This window comes from Pseudomonas sp. TWR1-1-3, from assembly GCF_049896805.1.
Classification (GTDB): Bacteria; Pseudomonadota; Gammaproteobacteria; order Pseudomonadales; family Pseudomonadaceae; genus Aquipseudomonas; species Aquipseudomonas bubulae.
The window spans coordinates 102,939-119,958 of record NZ_JAFCUZ010000002.1 but is presented as its reverse complement, the minus strand read 5'-3'; the positions used below and the strand labels follow the sequence as shown (position 1 = coordinate 119,958).

At 58.8% G+C, this 17,020-nt stretch carries 15 protein-coding genes and 1 pseudogene; 9 read left to right on the top strand and 7 right to left on the bottom strand.

Annotated features, from left to right (window positions below; translation table 11 throughout):
• Window positions 1-517: 517 nt before the first annotated feature.
• Entirely contained in the window at window positions 518-1,411 is an 894-nt protein-coding gene (locus ACP7BE_RS07975; protein ID WP_426105458.1) for a lipid II-degrading bacteriocin, read from the top strand.
• A gap of 513 nt (window positions 1,412-1,924) precedes the next feature.
• On the opposite strand, the gene ACP7BE_RS07970 is transcribed toward ACP7BE_RS07975, so the two are convergent.
• Complete coding sequence (locus tag ACP7BE_RS07970; RefSeq protein ID WP_095002184.1) at window positions 1,925-3,499, bottom strand: sensor domain-containing diguanylate cyclase; 1,575 nt, start codon at window positions 3,497-3,499, stop codon at window positions 1,925-1,927.
• A 329-nt stretch (window positions 3,500-3,828) separates the two neighbouring features.
• Between ACP7BE_RS07970 and ACP7BE_RS07965 the strand changes: the two genes are divergently transcribed.
• Together ACP7BE_RS07965 and ACP7BE_RS07960 are read left to right on the top strand one after the other, a co-directional pair.
• A complete protein-coding gene (locus ACP7BE_RS07965) occupies window positions 3,829-4,878 on the top strand; it encodes an alpha/beta hydrolase (RefSeq protein ID WP_095002183.1) in 1,050 nt (349 codons plus the stop codon).
• A 15-nt stretch (window positions 4,879-4,893) separates the two neighbouring features.
• Window positions 4,894-5,373: pseudogene (locus ACP7BE_RS07960) on the top strand ((R)-mandelonitrile lyase); the annotation flags it as partial.
• Window positions 5,374-5,447: 74 nt separating this feature from the next.
• Here the strand turns inward: ACP7BE_RS07960 and ACP7BE_RS07955 are convergent.
• The 4 genes from ACP7BE_RS07955 to poxB form a co-directional block, all read right to left on the bottom strand.
• Window positions 5,448-6,341: a LysR family transcriptional regulator gene (locus ACP7BE_RS07955; protein WP_095020281.1), complete on the bottom strand. Its 894-nt coding sequence runs from the start codon at window positions 6,339-6,341 to the stop codon at window positions 5,448-5,450.
• Window positions 6,342-6,366: 25 nt separating this feature from the next.
• Window positions 6,367-7,158, bottom strand: a complete 792-nt coding sequence (gene map, locus ACP7BE_RS07950; protein ID WP_095002180.1) for a type I methionyl aminopeptidase — start codon at window positions 7,156-7,158, stop codon at window positions 6,367-6,369.
• Window positions 7,155-7,397: a ParD-like family protein gene (locus ACP7BE_RS07945; protein WP_016780087.1), complete on the bottom strand. Its 243-nt coding sequence runs from the start codon at window positions 7,395-7,397 to the stop codon at window positions 7,155-7,157. Before ACP7BE_RS07945 ends, map begins: the two co-directional genes overlap by 4 nt.
• A gap of 227 nt (window positions 7,398-7,624) precedes the next feature.
• Window positions 7,625-9,346: a ubiquinone-dependent pyruvate dehydrogenase gene (gene poxB / locus ACP7BE_RS07940; protein WP_150628745.1), complete on the bottom strand. Its 1,722-nt coding sequence runs from the start codon at window positions 9,344-9,346 to the stop codon at window positions 7,625-7,627.
• Window positions 9,347-9,694: 348 nt separating this feature from the next.
• On the opposite strand from poxB, the gene ACP7BE_RS07935 reads away from it, so the two are divergent.
• Together ACP7BE_RS07935 and ACP7BE_RS07930 are read left to right on the top strand one after the other, a co-directional pair.
• The gene (locus tag ACP7BE_RS07935) at window positions 9,695-11,074 is read left to right on the top strand and encodes a glutamine synthetase family protein (protein WP_095002178.1); all 1,380 of its coding nucleotides are present in this window, start codon (window positions 9,695-9,697) and stop codon (window positions 11,072-11,074) included.
• Window positions 11,075-11,167: 93 nt separating this feature from the next.
• Window positions 11,168-11,818, top strand: coding sequence for a class I SAM-dependent methyltransferase (locus ACP7BE_RS07930; protein WP_153328443.1), 651 nt, complete (start codon window positions 11,168-11,170; stop codon window positions 11,816-11,818).
• On the opposite strand, the gene ampC is transcribed toward ACP7BE_RS07930, so the two are convergent.
• Window positions 11,815-12,969: a class C beta-lactamase gene (gene ampC / locus ACP7BE_RS07925; protein WP_426105453.1), complete on the bottom strand. Its 1,155-nt coding sequence runs from the start codon at window positions 12,967-12,969 to the stop codon at window positions 11,815-11,817. The two genes, ACP7BE_RS07930 and ampC, sit on opposite strands and share 4 nt — an antisense overlap.
• A 251-nt stretch (window positions 12,970-13,220) precedes the next feature.
• Here ampC and rnd point away from each other — a divergent pair, with 251 nt between their 5' ends.
• From rnd to ACP7BE_RS07910, 3 genes are all read left to right on the top strand, one after another.
• On the top strand, window positions 13,221-14,354 hold the full coding sequence (gene rnd, locus ACP7BE_RS07920; protein ID WP_095002175.1) for a ribonuclease D: 1,134 nt from the start codon (window positions 13,221-13,223) through the stop codon (window positions 14,352-14,354).
• Entirely contained in the window at window positions 14,351-14,644 is a 294-nt protein-coding gene (locus ACP7BE_RS07915) for a YcgL domain-containing protein (RefSeq protein WP_095002174.1), read from the top strand. The genes rnd and ACP7BE_RS07915 overlap by 4 nt, the downstream gene beginning before the upstream one ends.
• 126 nt (window positions 14,645-14,770) lie before the next feature.
• Window positions 14,771-15,703: a D-2-hydroxyacid dehydrogenase gene (locus ACP7BE_RS07910; RefSeq protein WP_095002173.1), complete on the top strand. Its 933-nt coding sequence runs from the start codon at window positions 14,771-14,773 to the stop codon at window positions 15,701-15,703.
• A 111-nt stretch (window positions 15,704-15,814) separates the two neighbouring features.
• On the opposite strand, the gene ACP7BE_RS07905 is transcribed toward ACP7BE_RS07910, so the two are convergent.
• Window positions 15,815-16,408, bottom strand: a complete 594-nt coding sequence (locus tag ACP7BE_RS07905; RefSeq protein WP_016780095.1) for a nitroreductase family protein — start codon at window positions 16,406-16,408, stop codon at window positions 15,815-15,817.
• Between the two features lie 155 nt (window positions 16,409-16,563).
• Between ACP7BE_RS07905 and ACP7BE_RS07900 the strand changes: the two genes are divergently transcribed.
• Window positions 16,564-17,013 carry a YcgN family cysteine cluster protein gene (locus tag ACP7BE_RS07900; RefSeq protein WP_016780096.1) on the top strand — a complete coding sequence of 150 codons (450 nt, stop codon included), beginning with the start codon at window positions 16,564-16,566 and terminating at the stop codon, window positions 17,011-17,013.
• Window positions 17,014-17,020 lie beyond the last annotated feature (7 nt).

Below are 17,020 nucleotides of genomic sequence, written 5' to 3'. Positions count from 1 at the left end.
GGAGGGTCCCTATCTCTCCGCCATTATTACGAAAGCCCCGCAGATCAAGGTCTGCGGGGCTTTTTCGTATCTGGCATTTGACGACTCTAACCATCCCGAATTTTTTCCAGTTGGCTCTTTCCAATCAACTTGGGAATCAGGTGGCGGAGAATCCGTGTGATAAAAGACTTTTCGAACCACTACGTCATATTGAGCTGACTCTCCCTTCTCGAAATCGCCGAATCCAGCACCATCACTCAATGGCATCAACAAGGCGGATCAATACCCGCCGTTCCCTCTGCTGTGACCCTGAATGACTTGGGATAAGAACTTCGTTGGCGCATTTAAGGACAGTCGCGTCCGCGTAAAAAAAGCCGGGCAACATCGCCCTTAAATGTGGAGTTCGTAAGGTGTGTTGGCCGTTCCATTAGGGTCGGTTGCATAAAGTTGCAGTATTTAATTGCGGCTATGTGGCGAAGTGTATAGTGTCTCCTGCGTGAACTCTAATCAGAATCATTATCGTTTGCAGGGAGTGAGAATGTCGGAAGTACTTCAGCTTGGTGCAACCTTTGTTGGTGCTCAACCAACCAGCACAGGGTATTCCACCTCGGTTAATTTCTCCCCGAGGCCTCCTTTAAAACCAAATGAACAATTTATTTCAGGCGGTTTTATCCAAAAGCTGATTGCTAACGGGGTGAATGTTTTCACTGCTGCTAATGTCTTAGATATTGAAGGGGCCATGAATGCATCATTAATTGGTTTGAATGGGTTGGACAGTAAGCAGCTGAAAGCACAGCTGACGATGCAAGCTGCAATTCAGAAAAACTTACTCAACGATCGTGCGAGTCGGGGGGCACAAGAATCAGTAGCTATTACAGCGCAGGAGCGTACTGAGATAGTTTACGCGGGCGCAACTTGGGCCCACAACACGGCTACGGTAGACCACCGTTCGCATCCTGACTTCTTCGGTACACCTCTTATGTTTATGGCTGGACTTTACTATTGGCTGTATGGGAAGGGCAAAACTCGTTATGTGAATATTGGCTCTCTTAATTTGCAGATGGTGACGCGTGATATCCCACCAGTCAGGGACGCGGTAGCTGCCAATGGTCCTGGCACCTACCCAATTAACTCTCCGTTCACTTATAATACATTTGGACCGGGCTACTTGACCTCGTTTGCAGGTTTGCTTTTAGGCAGGGTCAGCGGGAATGTATCGGGAGTACTAACTATTGCTGCAAATGGAACCTATGTATTCACCGGTTCTTACACCCTCAATCCAGATGTATTCGATGCAGATCCTAGCCATCGCCCCCCAGTTCAAGAAGCGCTCACCACAATCCTCCGCTCTATCGGCGATCAGATTGGGCACGTCGATTTCACAACCGTGGTTTTGGGTTCGCAACCTCTCATATTGAAAGGGAGCAAATAAAATGGCTAGATCAGGGGTTAGCGCAATGGTAGGCGCTGCAGTTGCGATGATGGGGTTAGTTCTGCAAGGGTGTAATGGAGACTCTGACGTTTCCTGTTCCAAAGCAGATCGTGTTTTTTTTGAACATTCTATTCGAAGCCATTTACAGCGTAATCCAGGGGCAAATGGAGTTGTGGACTATTCTGCGGACGGTAGTGCGACATATGACAGCCATAATAATTGGTGGGCAGTACCTTTTGTCTCTAACGGAAAAAAAATGCTTGCTATCTTAAGTTGCGATGGGCGTGTTGAACTTTCAGAGCGTCTCTGATTTTTGCTCTCGTATTTGTATATGTTCACTCGGTATAAAGATAAAAAACTAAACGGGCAGCCGGCACTGGTGTGTTGCTGGATTTCAGAGAAGGGCAGGTGTGCCGCAGGTGAGTGCGGCACGGATGGTTAATTAACTAGCTGAAATTATTTAATATTTGAGGGGTTTTCGTGGGCGTCGATAAATGCGGTGCCAATTTCCCCTCAGGCAGACACCACCCGGTTGCGCCCGCTTTCCTTGGCGCGGTAAAGGCGTTCGTCGGCCAGTTTTAGTACTTGCTGCGGTGTCATTGGCGCGCCTGCCTTGCTGGCAACACCTATGGAGATTGTCAGGTTGCCGACTTGCGGTATGCGAGCGTCTGCGATGCTTTGGCGTATGCGTTCGGCGATGGCTCTGGCCGTTTCTTGCGTGGTATCCGGTAGCAGCAGCGAAAATTCCTCCCCACCGCTGCGACATGCCAGGTCGTTTGCCCGAGAGTTTTGCTTGAGGATTTCGGCAACCTGCTTGAGTGCAACGTCGCCAGCGTCATGCCCGAATGTGTCATTGACCCGCTTGAAATGATCAATATCCAGCGCCAGTACCGTGTAGGGCTGCTGGGTCTGCTCCAGCACGCTCAGTAGTTCTTCCATGGCCCGGCGATTGGCCAGGCCGGTGAGAGGGTCACTTTGCGCCTCGTGGCTGAGGCGGCCAAGCTTTTGCTGCAGCAGTTGCACGCCCGCCAGCATGGCCTGGCGGATGGCCGAAGCATCGTGGTACCAGGCGTTGATACGTTGCAGCAACTCCGTAGTCTGCGGCGCGGACAACTGTTGCGCCGCGGCAGACAGCAGGCGCAGGGGCCGGGCGATCAGCGTTGTGCCGACGAATACCAGTACCATCCCCAGAAGCCCGGCCGGAATCATGCCCATGATCATGTCGTGCATAAGCCGGCGCAAGGTCGCCTGACTATGCTCCCTGGGTTGTTGCACCACTACCGCCCAATTTGAGTCCGGGACCTGGCTGTAACCTGCCAGCATTTCGACGCCTTCGGAATTCCTTATTTCCATCGAACCGCGTTCGCCGCCCAGGGCCGCATCAACCGCAAGGTTTTCACCAAGCACTTCAGAGATACGCGCAGGATTGGGGTGGTAGAGCAGTCGACGATTGCTGTCGGCCACAAACGCAAAAGTGCCTTCGTGATGAAAGTGGCTGCTGATGACGGTGTGCAAGGCACTTTGATCAAGCAGGTAAATAGACCCGACCACGGCGCCGAGAAACACACCGGCCTTGCTGAAAACAGGTTCTGATACGAATACGATCAAGTTGCCCTGGCGGGATACATAGGTCGAGCTGACCAGTGCCCGGCGCTCTTGGAGTGCTTGCCTGATACCGCTGGCCGGGACGTTGGAACCGACAATCTGCGCCTGTGGCGGATTCGAGGCCAGGACTTTGCCGTTGGCATCGAGGATTTCGACGGAGTTGAAATACTGATCCTGTGCCTCCAGCCTCAAGGCTTCTTCATGCAGCACCTGGGGATCGTCCCAGTGCTTGCCGAGGATTTTGGCGCTGTAGTTCAGGTTGTTGTGGGCTGCGCGCAAGAACTCACCAATGCTGGAGGCAACTTTTGCCGCATAGGCAGCATTGGACTCCAGGGTCGAATGGATCAGGGCGTCGCGTTGTACGCGATAGGCCACCACAAGGCTGTTGCACAGGGTCGCCAGGACTGACGCCAGAACAATGCAGAGGATCAGGCCGCGCAGGTTTACGGGCAATGGGCGTGATGGTTTAAAGCTGTCGGTCATGGGCATGTTCGATAAGCGCAAAAAAACTTGAATAGAGGTTTGGACTCCAGAACCTGGCGGTGCGCAGGTCACTAGCAGAGTAGGTAGGGGTGAGCGCTCTGTCACACCCGTAAACAAGAATAATTGCTGAGCTGCGGCTATCGCCCACTTGCGGCCGACGGCGGGTGCCAATCACCAGTCGGTGGATTTATGCGTAATTGGTATAAGTGCTATCAATAAAGCCGCGTTTATCAATGAATTCCTACGCGCTAAGTTACTTCTGTATTGAATACGCGCACACCTCTGGTGGCCGTTTCCTACAGAAGTTTTAACTTGAAAGGGAGATTCCTGTGACGTTTACGGTGCTTAAAGCCACGTTTATGGCCGCAATGGTCGGCATGTCCGCCGCGGAGGCGGGGGACTACAAGACCAACCCGTTCACCCTGACCTACGCGGGTGCGATCACTCGCAACGAGCCAGGCAAAGTCAATATCCACCCGGTCACCTACAAGCTCAATGGCCTGGACATCGCCGCCAATGTGTACACCCCCGCCAATTACGATGCGGGCAAGAAATACCCCGCCATTGTCGTCGCGCACCCCAACGGCGGGGTCAAGGAACAGGTGGCGGGCCTGTATGCCCAGCGCCTGGCGGACAGGGGCTATATCACCATCACCGCCGACGCCGCCTACCAGGGCGCCAGCGGCGGTCAGCCGCGCAACGTGGACAAGCCTGCCAACCGTGTTGAAGACATCCACGGCATGGCCGATTTTATTGCCAGTTACCCCGGTGTTGACCCCCAACGTCTGGGCTTGCTGGGTATCTGCGGCGGCGGTGGCTATGCCTTGAAAGCCGGGCAGAGCGACAAGCGCTTCCAGTCGATTGCCACTGTGAGCATGTTCAATTCAGGGCTGGTACGCCGTAATGGCTTTATGGATTCGCAACTGGACACCCTCCAGGAGCGTCTGCAGCAGGCCTCCGCTGCCCGTGCCCAGGAAGCGGCAGGTGGCGAAGTAATCTACACCGGCGATGTCAAACTCATCGACGAGCAGATCGCCAAGCTGCCCTTTGATCTGTATCGCGAAGGTTTCGAGTATTACGGCAAAACCCACTCCCACCCCAACTCGACCTTCAAATACACCCTCAGCAGCCTGATGGACCTGATGAGTTTCGACGCCACCAACCAGCTCGAATTGCTCAACAAACCGTTGCTGATGATTGCCGGCAGCAAGGCCGACACCCTGTATATGACCGAGCAGGCGTTCGCCAGGGCCACGGGCACCCAGGACAAGACACTGTTCAAGATCGATGGTGCGACCCATATCCAGACCTACTGGGTGCCTGAATATGTGGACACTGCCATTAACCAGCTGGCTGATTTCTATGCCAGAACACTCTGATTCCGGGAGGTTTGCATGAAGCGGACACTGTGGACACTTGCCATGTGTGTTGCGGCCCCCCTGGCGGGTGCCGCCGGATCGTCAGCCGTTGACGACAAGGCCCGGGCGCAGCAGATCACCCGCAGCGCCGACCAGGCCTCGACAGCGGGTCCCGAGGACTACTTTACCGGGCAGGTACGGGTCGATCCGTTGTTTGCCGCCAGCGAGGAAATCAACGCTTCGGGCGCCTACGTCACCTTTGCGCCGGGCTCCCGCTCCGCCTGGCACACTCACCCGGCCGGGCAGCGGCTGGTGGTGGTGTCCGGCGTGGGACTGACCCAGGAGTGGGGCAAGCCGGTGCAGGAGATTCACCCCGGCGATGTGGTGGTTTGCCCACCGGGCGTCAAACACTGGCACGGCGCCGCAGCGGACGGTGCCATGACTCATCTGGCCGTCACCGGCAGCGTGGACGGTAAAAGCGTGACCTGGATGGAGAAAGTGACGGATGAGCAATACCAGGACCGTTAAGTTTCAGAGCCCCGCCATGCTGGCTGCGGGGTGGACGGGCAAAGCCGTGAGCTGGCACCTCCTCAGCCTGGGTAGCGCAAGGCTTCACGCAGCAGGGTGAAGGCCGGGGAGGACTGGCGTCGGCTCGGGTAGTAGAGGTGGTAGCCGGAGTAGGGTTCGCACCAGTCCTCCAGCACACGGATCAGGCGGCCCTGCTCGATATAGGGCCGTACCACGTCTTCCGGCATATAGGCCAGGCCCAGCCCCTGCAGGACTGACTCCAGGCGCATGGCAATGTTGTTGAACACCAGTTGGCCTTCGATCCGCACGTTGAGTGCCTGGCCGTTTTTTTCGAATTCCCACATAAACAGGCCGCCGTGGGTAGGCATGCGCAGGGTGATGCAGTTGTGCGCCATCAGATCGGCCGGGATCACCGGCTTGGGGTAGTGGCTGAAGTAAGCGGGGGAGCCGACCACCGCCATGCGCATATCGGGCCCGATGCGCATGGCAATCATGTCCTTGGCCACCTGTTCGCCCAGGCGCACGCCAGCATCGAAGCCCTCGGCGACGATATCGGTCAGGCCGTAGTCGACGATAATCTCGATGCTCAAGTCCGGGTGGTCGGGCAGCAGCCGCGCCAGCACCGGTTGCAGCACCGCAATTGCCGCATGCTCCCCTGCGGTGATGCGCAATTTGCCCGCTGGCCGGTCACGGAACTTGCTGAGCAGCGCCAGCTCGCTGTTGATCTCGTCGAAGCGTGGGGCGATCACCTGCAGCAGGTGCTCGCCCGCCTGGGTCGGGGCAACGCTGCGGGTAGTGCGCGCCAGCAGGCGCACCCCCAGGCGTTCCTCGAGCTGGCGCATGGCCCGGCTCAGGGCCGGTTGCGACATGCCCAGGCGGGCGGCGGCGCGGGTAAAGCTGCGCTCCTGGGCAACCACCGCGAAGATCGCCAGTTGGTCGTAGCTTTCAACAGTCATGGCGCCGTCCCTGTGCAGTGGCCCGTCAAACGATGGCGGGGTACTCGGCCAGGGTGTCCGGCCACGGGCTCAGCACCTCAAAGCCGTCGTCAGTCACGGCCACCATATGCTCCCACTGGGCCGACAGCGAGCCATCCCTGGTCACGACAGTCCAGTGGTCAGGCAGCGTCTTCACATGGCGCTTGCCAGCGTTAAGCATCGGTTCGATGGTGAAAATCATGCCGGTCTTGAGCTTCATGCCCTGGCCTGGATAACCGTAGTGCAGCACCTGCGGTTCGTCGTGATAGACCTTGCCGATGCCGTGGCCGCAATACTCGCGTACCACACTGAAGCCTTCTTTCTCGGCCAGGGTCTGGATGGCGTGGCCGATATCGCCCAGGGTTGCGCCCGGGCGGACCATGCGGATCCCGGCACACATGGCGTCGTAGGTGGTTTTCACCAGATGCCGGGCTGCGGGGCTTGGCTCGCCGACAAAGTACATGCGGCTGGTATCGCCGAACCAGCCATCCTTGACCACGGCGATATCGATATTGACGATATCGCCGTCGCGCAGCACGCGGTTGGACGGGATGCCGTGACATACCACTTCATTGACCGAAGCACATACGGTTTTGGGGAAACCGTGATAGCCCACGTTGCCGGGGATGGCCTTTTGCACGTTGACGATGTAATCGTGGCAGATCCGGTCGAGCTGGTCGGTGGTGACCCCGGCCTTGACGTGCTCGGCGATCATGGCCAGCACTTCGGCGGCCAGCTTGCCCGCGACCTTGGACTGGGCGATTTGCGCCGGGGTGTTGATAACGACGCTGGCCTTCATGAATGTGCTCCGGTTGCGAGGGGGGTGTCTTGCAGTGCCACATTCAAGTCCAGGCCGCCAGCCTGCTCGGCCCGCACCAGCAGGCGGCAGATCTGGTTGTGATCAAGGTTGGGGTGCAGTTCGGACAGCATGCCAATGCGCATCCAGTGCTCGGCTTGTGCATTGATCGAGCGGCTCAGCGCGTTGCTGGCGACCCGCAGGTTTTCGTGCATCTGCTCGGATATCTTGACGATGCCCATCAGCGTTCCAATATGAAATGTATATGGAACGTATATTAGGCGAGAGCTGCTCGTGATCGCAAGCTGTAGCGGTTTTCAATCGTGTAGAAACTCTGTTTCCGGTCAAGGTCTCCCTGTGGGAGCGGGCTTGCTCGCGATGCATGCGGCGCGGTCTGTCAGGTAAACCGCGTCAATTTCATCGCGAGCAAGCCCGCTCCCACAAAGTACTGTGGTTATTGGAGAGTTAATCAGCGCCACAAATTGACTTTGGCCAGGTCGATCAGCTCCCGGGCGCGGCCGTCCATCACGGTCTTGAGCATAAACAGGCTGAAGCCCTTGGCCTGTTCGAAGGTCTTGGTCGGCGGCATGACCAGCTCCTGACGGGCGCTGACCACATCCACCAGCACCGGGCCGTCATGGGCGAAGGCTTCGCGCAGCGCCGCTTCCAGTTCGGATGGATGCTCCACGCGAATCCCTTTAACCCCCATGGCCTGGGCCATTGCCGCAAAGTTCGGGTTTTTCAGGTCGCAGCCCACATCCGGGAAGCCCGCTGCCTTCATTTCCATTTCGACAAAACCCAGGGTGCCGTTGTTGAGCACGATGACCTTGACCGGCAAGCCCACCTGGCTGAGGGTGAGGAAGTCACCCATCATCATGGTGAAACCACCGTCGCCGGACATCGAGATAACCTGGCGATCCGGGTATGTTGCCTGTGCGCCGATGGCCTGCAGCATGGCATTGGCCATCGAGCCGTGGTTGAACGAGCCGATCAGGCGCCGTTTGCCGTTCATCTTCAAATAGCGGGCTGCCCACGCAGTGGGGGTGCCAACGTCGCAGGTGAAAATCGCATCCTCTGCCGCCAGCTCACTGACCAGCCGGTTGAGGTACTGGGGGTGGATGATAGAGCTGCCAGGGCCACTTTCCGCCAGGGCGTCGAGGTCTTCCCGGGCTTTTTTGTAATCGTCCAGCGCCTGGTCGAGGTGGTCGCGGTCGGGGTTTTGCATCACCTTGGGCAATACGGCCTCAAGCGTCAGCTTCACATCACCGAGCAGCCCCAGTTGCAGCGGGCAGCGATTGCCCAGGGCTTCGGGGCGCAGGTCGATTTGTGCGATATAACTGTGCTCGGGATAGAACTGGCGGTAAGGAAAGTTGGTGCCCAGCATCAGCAGGGTGTCGCAGTTCATCATCGCCTTGTAACCCGAGGCGAAGCCGATCAGGCCGGTCATGCCGACGTCATAGGGGTTGTCGTATTCGACATGTTCCTTGCCGCGCAGGGCATGCACGATGGGCGCGTTCAACCGCTCGGCCAGGGCCAGGATTTCGCTATGGGCACCAGCGCAGCCTGCGCCGCACAGCAGTGTGACTTTCTTGCCGTCATTGAGAAACGACGCCAGCCGGTCGATATCGGGCGGGGCGGGACAGACCAGCGGCTGGGCAGGCTTGAGCCATTGCGCCACCTTGGCCTCGGTCGCTTGCAGCGCCACATCCCCCGGAATCACTACCACCGCCACTCCGCGTTTGGCGATGGCTGTGCGCATGGCCCGATGCAAAATCTGCGGCAGCTGCTCAGGGCGGGACACCAGTTCAACGTAGTGGCTGCATTCCTTGAACAGGCTTTCGGGGTGGGTGGCCTGAAAATAGTCGATACCGATTTCGCTGCCGGGAATGTGAGCGGCCAGTGCCAGCACCGGTACTCCGCTGCGATGGGCGTCGAACAGGCCATTGATCAAGTGCAGGTTGCCGGGGCCACAGCTGCCGGCGCATACCGCCAGCTCGCCGGTCAAATGGGCTTCGGCCCCGGCGGCGAATGCGGCGGACTCCTCGTTGCGCATATGGATCCACTCAATCTGCTCCTGGCGACGCAAGGCGTCGGTAAAGCCATTGAGGGAATCACCCACCACGCCAAATACACGCTTTACGCCGGCTTGCTGCAGGGTTTCGGTGATGAAATCGGCAACCGTTCTGGTCATGGTGCGGGCTCCTCGAAGCAGTAGGGTGGATCAAGCAGGATAGACACTGCATGCGACCTTGCCGGGGATTGAAACGTTCACAGAGCCCGCTCCCACAGAGACTTGATTGTTTAGCGCCGATGTAACCAAAGGTATAAATCCCTGCATTTAAACAACCCACCCGGGCGTGTGAGGCTGGGTTCCCTTTTTGGCAACGGTTGCAGGTATGAGCAGCATTCAGTGCCCCTGGCAGGCCTTCTGGGCCCTGTTTCACTGCCGTCATGCCCGCCCGCCGGATCTTCATCGTGCCGTCAAATCCTGAATATGTGCGCCCCGGCGCCTGTCTGATACGAACCGATGAGTATTGCCATGAGTGCTGCAACCGCGTTTGCCCCGCTGCAACAAGCCCTGGATTTTCTGGAATTACATCCCCACATCGAGATGTTCGAACTGTTCATCATCGACAATAACGGCGTGCCTCGCGGCAAGTTGCTGCACCGCGACGAGTTGCTGGCGGTCTACGAGAGCGGTCGGCCGCTGCCGAGCACGATTCTGGGCTTGAGCATTAACGGCGATGATGTGGAAAACACCGGCCTGGTGTGGGATGTGGGCGATATCGACTGCCGTGCCTATCCCGTCAGCGGCAGTTTGCAGCCCATGCCGTGGCGCCTGATTCCCACGGCGGCAGTACAGGTCAGCATGCATCCCCAACAGGGCATGCCCGCCACAGTGGCCGACCCCCGGCACTTGCTGGCCAAGGTTATCGACGGCCTCAAGGCCGATGGCTATTACCCGGTGATGGCGGCGGAGCTGGAGTTTTATCTGCTCGATCAGCAGCGCGACAGCAACGGTCGCCCGCAACCGGCCCGTGATGCTGATGGCCAGCGCCCGCGGGCGACCCAGGTTTACGGCTTGCGCGAGCTGGAACAGATCGAGCCGTTTCTGGCCGACTTGTACAGCGCTTGCAAGCTCCAGGGGATACCTGCACGCACGGCGATTTCCGAATATGCGCCGGGGCAGGTGGAAATTACCCTGGAACATCGCAGTGACGCGCTGCAGGCAATGGACGAAGCGGTGCGCTACAAGCGCCTGGTCAAAGGCGTGGCGCACAAGCACGGGATGGTTGCCTGCTTTATGGCCAAGCCTTTCGATGATCTGGCCGGTACCGGCATGCACATGCATGTGAGCCTGGCCGACAAGGACGGCAACAACCTGTTTGCCAGCGAGGCTGCGGACGGTACGCCGTTGCTCAGGCAGGCGGTGGGCGGAATGCTCAGCACTTTGCTCGATTCACTGTTGATGTTTTGCCCCAATGCCAACTCCTACCGCCGATTCCAGAGCAACAGTTATGCGCCGCTGGCCGCTACCTGGGGCGTGGACAACCGTACGGTGAGCCTGCGGGTGCCCGGTGGTCCGGCGTTTTCACGGCATATCGAACACCGCATATGTGGTGCCGATGCCAATCCGTACCTGGCCGCGGCAGCTATTCTGGCAGGAATCCATCGTGGCATTCGCGAGCAACTCGACCCGGGTGCGCCGGTCGAAGGCAATGGCTATGCCCAGGCCAGCGAGCGGTTGCCGACCGACTGGCTGACCACCTTGCGGGCGTTGCAGGCTTCGGAGTGGGCAAAAGAAGCCTTCGGTCCGGAGTTTCTCAAGGTCTACCTGGCCGTGAAAAACGCGGAATACCGTCAATTCATGGGCGAAGTGGGCGAGCAGGACTGGCGCTGGTATTTGCAGCAGGCGTGACCCGCCTGTTTTCATGGTTTTGTGACAATTTTTTCACTGGTGCCCCGATAATCTCTGCGTTGATCATCATCAAACACAAGAGTTCGCGGGCCCATGTCATCGCAGCCACCTTCCACCCCTATAGAGCATGAGCTCGCCGAGCAGTTTGACCGCGAGCATGCGAAGGTTTGCCTGCAAGTACAGCCCCAAGGGCTTGCCCGCAGGTTCGTGTTGTGGCGCGAGCGGCGCTTGGTGCGCCGGGCGCTCAAGGTTGCGGGCGAGCCTGGACTGATCCTGGATCTGGCTTGCGGAGCCGGGCGTTTCTGGCCGATTTTGGCCGAGCATGGCAATCGGGTGATCCTGGCCTGCGACTCGTCGCAGGCCATGCTCGATCACGCACAAACCCACCATCCCGCCGGCCTGCTGGCGCGCATCAAGCTGTTTCAAAGCTCGGTGTTTTCCATCGATATTTCGGAAAACGCCGTGGACTGCATTTTTTGCATGCAGTTGTTCCACCATGTGCGCGACAGCGATCATCGCCAGGCCATTTTGCGCGAGCTGCACAGGGTCAGTCGTGACGGCCTGATCCTTTCTGTGCCCCTTGGTCGTACGGCGGAGCAGGGCTGTGACCCGCTCCGTATCGTGGTGAACAAGGACGAAATTGAAGGTCAATTTGAGCGGGCAGGCTTCAGTATCCTCAAACAGTACGAAGTGCTGCCCGGTTGTGGCATGGGCAGCATCTACATCTTGCGCAAGGACATTTAGTCCAGGGCCTTGAGCACCTCGTATGCCAACTTGACCCGTGCGTCGTTGGGGTAGTTCTTGTTGGCCAGAATGACGATCGATTTTTGCTCGGCAGGCACAAACACCGCGTAGGCACCAAAGCCGCCGGTTGAGCCGGTCTTGTTGACCCATACCGCCTGTTGTGGGGCCAGAGGCGGATTCAGGGCGATGGCGCCATTGTTTTCATAAGCCATCTTGTTTGAGTTGCCCGCCAGCAGCGACTTGAGCTCGACAGGGTAAGGGTACTGCTCCCAGATCAGATCCTGCGTCATGGGACCCACGCGGAAATAACCGGTGTGCGTGTCAGCCAGAGCCTTGCGAATCTGCGGGCTGGTTTCGCCCTGGCCCAGGTTGAGCTCGGTAAAGTGGATCAGGTCGCGGGCGCTGGTTTTCACGCCATAGGCTTCATTGCCGAGCACGCCGGAGTTAAGCCTGACCGGTGCATCCTGCTTGTCGTAGCCCTGGGCATACAACGTCATTTTGCTGGCGGGCACGGTGTAGTAGGTGTTGTGCAGCCCCAGTGCCGGGAACAGTTGTTGCTCCATTGCCTGGGTGAACGGCAGGTTCAGGCTTTTGGCGGCAATCACGCCGAGCATGCCGATGCTTGGATTGGCGTAGCTGCGCTGGGTGCCCATCGGGTAGGCGGGTTTCCAGCGTTTGAGGTAATCCATCAACTGGCGCTCGTCCTGCACGCTGTCCGGCAGCTGCAAAGGGAAGCCGCCTGCAGTATGGGTGGCCAGATGGGCCAGGGTTACCTTGCCAAAGGGTGTGCCTTCAAGTTCCGGCTCGTATTTGCCGACGGTATCGGACAGCGAAAGCTTGCCCTGGGCCTGAGCATAAGTGGCCAGGGTGGCGGTAAACAGTTTGCTGACCGAGCCAACCTCGAACAGTGTGTCGGGGGTCACTGGCTCTTTACTGGCCTTGGACGCGACACCGAAGCTGTAAAAGTGTTGCTTGCCGTTAGCGCTCACGGCGATGACCAGGCCGGGCACGGCGTATTCTTGCATTACGTGCCTGGCGCCGTTTTGCACCACTGCATCCAGGTCAGAACCCTTTGCCAGTGCACTACTGGCAAAAGAGCAAAGGCCTATCAGCGAAAGTGCCAGTGCTGACAGTTTGCAGGTCATTTTCATGGGGTATCCTCGGTTTTTAGTGCGCAAATCTACTCGTGCCCGCTCACAGTGGCCCGACTGGCTTGTCACATAATGTGTTGTAACAAATCTTCAATGGCGTTGAGCCAGGCAATTTATAGAGGAAATCACTCTATGGATGCGGGTTTTATATGGAAGTTTCGTAGGTTTTTTCGCGCACAACATGACGAGGCAATGTCCGGTAATCCCTGGCGGCGATATATACTGCGCGCCATTCTTCAAGGGAGAGCCGTGTGGCCATCGATATTCACTGGATTCGCGACAACGATAGCCTCGGCCAGCATTGCGCCGAATGGCAACAATTGCCGTTCGTAGCCCTCGACACCGAATTTATGCGGGTCGACACCTTTTACCCGATTGCCGGCCTGATCCAGATTGGCGACGGCACGCGGGCGTACCTGATCGACCCGTTGACCATCGACAACTGGCAGCCCCTGGCCGACCTGCTGGAAAACCAGGCGGTGGTCAAAGTGCTGCATGCCTGCAGTGAAGACCTTGAGGTTTTACTGCGCCTGACCGGCAGCCTGCCGGTGCCACTGTTCGACACCCAACTGGCAGCCGCCTATCTGAACCTGGGCTTCTCCATGGGCTATTCGCGCCTGGTCAAGGAAGTCCTGGATATCGATCTGCCCAAGGGCGAGACCCGCTCCGACTGGTTGCAGCGTCCGTTGTCGGAAACCCAGATCAGCTACGCCGCCGAAGATGCCGTGCACCTGGCTGAAGTCTACAAGTTGCTGCATCCGCGCCTGTCGGCGGAAAAGTACCGCTGGGTGCTGGAAGATGGCGCCGAACTGGTCGCCAACCTGCGCCGCGAAACAGATCCTTACGAGGTGTACCGCGAAGCCAAGCTGGCGTGGAAGCTGTCACGGGCCCAACTGGCGGTATTGCGTGAAATCTGCGCCTGGCGCGAGCACGAAGCCCGTGCCCGGGACCTGCCGCGCAACCGCGTGATACGCGAGCATGCATTGTGGCCTCTGGCCAAAACCCAGCCTGATAACCTGGTGGCACTGGCGCGCATTGAAGACATGCACCCGCGCACCGTGCGTCAGGACGGTGAGTTTTTGCTTGATCTGATCAAGCGTGCTGGCAGTCTGCCGCCGGAACAATGGCCGCCCGCCGTGCCCGAGCCGTTGCCGGTTGAAGCCGCGTTGCTGATCAAGCGTCTGCGTGCCATCGGCCAGGCTGAAGCTGAGCGCCTGAACATTGCGCCGGAACTGATGCTGCGTAAGAAAACCCTGGAAGCCCTGCTTAAAAGCGGCTTCCCCAATGGCCCTTATCAATTGCCGGAATCACTGCGCGGCTGGCGCCGTGAGTTGATGGGCCAGGCCTTGCTCGATTGCCTGGCCACCGCTGGAGAACTGTCTTGAAACGTATTTGCTCGATCTACCGCAGCACCAAACGCAACGAAATGTACCTGTATGTACTCAAGGCCGATGCCCTGGAGCGCGTGCCGGAACCGCTGATGCTGGCTTTTGGCAAGCCGATCCACGCCTTTGATCTGGTGCTGACGCCCGAGCGCAAGCTGTCGCGCGAAGACATCACCAAGGTTCTGGAAAACCTCGAGAGCCAGGGCTATCACCTGCAAATGCCGCCGGCCGAAGACGAATACATCGAGCACTTGCCTGAAGAGCTGTTGCGTCGCAACGACCCGATGTAAGTGCGGCGCCAGGTGCCCGGTTCCGGGCGCCTGTCTGAAACGGACTCATTTTGATTGGCGCTGGCCGAACGCGACGGGGCAAACCTCGGCGACGGGCGCTGGCAGTGTTTTGGAAAGGTTAGAAACATGCGCGTCCTGATTGCCGAGCACGATTACCCGCTGTACACCCAACTGCTGCAGCGCCTCGCCCCGGATCTGCAACTGCAGTCCAGCGGCGATTCCGAGGAACTGTCGCGCATGGCCGGTGAATGCCCGGTGTGGCTGGGCCAGCCGGACCTGCTGGCGACCCTGCTGCGCCAGGGCCACAAGCCTGCGTGGTTGCAGTCGACCTGGGCGGGCATCACGCCGTTGTTGGCCGAAGGCCTCAAGCGTGACTATCGACTGACCCGCGCCGTGGGTATTTTTGGTCAGGTGATGGCTGAATACGTTCTGACCTACATGCTCGGCCACGAGCGTGAAGTCATGGCCCGGCTGGTCAGCCAGGTCGAGCGCAAGTGGGATAACCGCATGGGCCAGAGCCTGGTCGGGCGTAAGGTGCTGATCGTCGGGGCCGGGGATATTGGCCAGACCGTGGCGCAGTTTCTGCTGCCTTTTGGCGTTGAGTTGCATGCCATCGCCACAACCGCCCGCGAGCTGGCACCGTTCAAGGAAGTGGGTGTGCTGAGCGACTTGCCGCGCCTGGTGGGGCAGGTGGATTACGTGATCAACCTGTTGCCCAACACCCCGGACACCCATGATGTGTACGATGCCGAGCTGTTTGCGCAGTTCAATCCCAATGCCGTATTCATCAATGCCGGGCGCGGTGTGTCCGTGGTTGATGCCGATCTGGTCGAGGCTTTGCGCGTGGGGCATCTGGCGGGCGCGGTGATTGACGTCTGTCGTCAGGAGCCGCTGCCGGCCAAGCATCCGTTCTGGACGGCCTGGGGCTTGCTGTTGACCGGGCACAGCTCGGCGCCGACCTCGCCACCGATGATGGCCCAGCTGTTTGTCGACAATTTGCGTGCGTATCAGGCGGGTGAGGCATTGCGTGGCGAAGTGGATTTCGACCGCGGTTACTGACCCTGTAGATACTCTGTTGCCGGTCAAACCACTCCTGTGGGAGCGAGCCTGCTCGCGAAGGCCATTCGCGAGCAGGCTCGCTCCCAAAGATGAAGTATTTCTGTAGCCGGGTTACAGGCTGAAATCGCCTTCAGCCACCAGCTTGCTCAGCGGTTCGCGCTGGCTTGGCACTTCCTTGGCTTGCAGGTAATCCACCAGGCTCGACTTGTCACCGATCTTGCCGATCGCAACCATTGCCTGGACCTGGTAGCCCTCAGGGATTTTCAGCTCCTGGCGCGCCCGTTCAAAATCCAGACCGCTCATGCCGTGGGTGTGCCAGCCGCTCAGGTGAGCCTGCAGGGCCAGGTGGCCCCAGGCGGCGCCAGTGTCGAAGGCGTGGGTCGGTGCGGGTTTTTCTTCGGTGGTGCCCGGTGCCGCGAAGGTGGTCTTGGACACAATCACCACCAGCGCGGCAGCATGCTTGGCCCAACCCTGGTTGAACTCCACCAGCAGGCTCAGGTAACGGTCGAACTCCGGGGTGCCGCGCAGGGCGAACAGAAAGCGCCAGGGTTGTGCGTTGTAGGCCGACGGTGCCCAGCGTGCCGCCTCAAAAAAGCTCAGCAGGGTGGCTTTGTCGATGGTCGCATCGGTAAAGGCGCGGGGCGACCAGCGCTGGGTAAATTGCTCGTGAATGCTGTGATCGGCTTTACGGCTGCTAGCAGGCATGGCGGTTTCCTGAGGTAAATGTAACGGCTCAATTCAGGGGCTAAAACTACTGGGATGCCGTCAAGCTGACAAGTCTGACGACAAGCCCTTGGCCCGCGGGGTCTTGGGCACTAGACTGGCGGCCTTTTCCACTCCCTGATGTTGATGTTTGAACCATGGCCGCAATCGTTGAACCGTTCTGGATCCGCAAAACCCTCGATCAACTTGATCAGGAGGAATGGGAGTCGCTGTGCGACGGCTGCGGATTGTGCTGCTTGCAAAAGCTCGAAGATGAAGACGACAACAGCGTCTACTACACGCGCATCGCCTGCAAACTGCTCGATCTGAAAACCTGCCAGTGCACCGACTACCCTAATCGTCGTGATTCAGTCCCTGACTGCATTCAGCTGTCGCCGGGCAAGGCCGAAGAGTTCAAGTGGCTGCCGCCGACTTGCGGCTACCGGCTGGTGAGCGAGCGCAAGGACTTGCCGCTGTGGCATCACCTGGTGTGTGGCGACCCGGACGCTGTCCACCATGAGCGCATTTCACAGTCCGGGCGCATGCTGGCCGAAGGCAGCGTGCCTGAAGATGACTGGGAAGATCATTTGATTTTCCGCGCCGGTTAAGTACCGG

Coding starts and splice junctions, on each gene's coding strand:
- ACP7BE_RS07975 (WP_426105458.1), top strand. CDS start 518: ATGTCGGAAGTACTTCAGCTTGGTGCAACCTTTGTTGGTGCTCAACCA.
- ACP7BE_RS07970 (WP_095002184.1), bottom strand. CDS start 3,499: ATGACCGACAGCTTTAAACCATCACGCCCATTGCCCGTAAACCTGCGC.
- ACP7BE_RS07955 (WP_095020281.1), bottom strand. CDS start 6,341: ATGACTGTTGAAAGCTACGACCAACTGGCGATCTTCGCGGTGGTTGCC.
- map (WP_095002180.1), bottom strand. CDS start 7,158: ATGAAGGCCAGCGTCGTTATCAACACCCCGGCGCAAATCGCCCAGTCC.
- ACP7BE_RS07945 (WP_016780087.1), bottom strand. CDS start 7,397: ATGGGCATCGTCAAGATATCCGAGCAGATGCACGAAAACCTGCGGGTC.
- poxB (WP_150628745.1), bottom strand. CDS start 9,346: ATGACCAGAACGGTTGCCGATTTCATCACCGAAACCCTGCAGCAAGCC.
- ACP7BE_RS07935 (WP_095002178.1), top strand. CDS start 9,695: ATGAGTGCTGCAACCGCGTTTGCCCCGCTGCAACAAGCCCTGGATTTT.
- ACP7BE_RS07930 (WP_153328443.1), top strand. CDS start 11,168: ATGTCATCGCAGCCACCTTCCACCCCTATAGAGCATGAGCTCGCCGAG.
- ampC (WP_426105453.1), bottom strand. CDS start 12,969: ATGAAAATGACCTGCAAACTGTCAGCACTGGCACTTTCGCTGATAGGC.
- ACP7BE_RS07910 (WP_095002173.1), top strand. CDS start 14,771: ATGCGCGTCCTGATTGCCGAGCACGATTACCCGCTGTACACCCAACTG.
- ACP7BE_RS07905 (WP_016780095.1), bottom strand. CDS start 16,408: ATGCCTGCTAGCAGCCGTAAAGCCGATCACAGCATTCACGAGCAATTT.
- ACP7BE_RS07900 (WP_016780096.1), top strand. CDS start 16,564: ATGGCCGCAATCGTTGAACCGTTCTGGATCCGCAAAACCCTCGATCAA.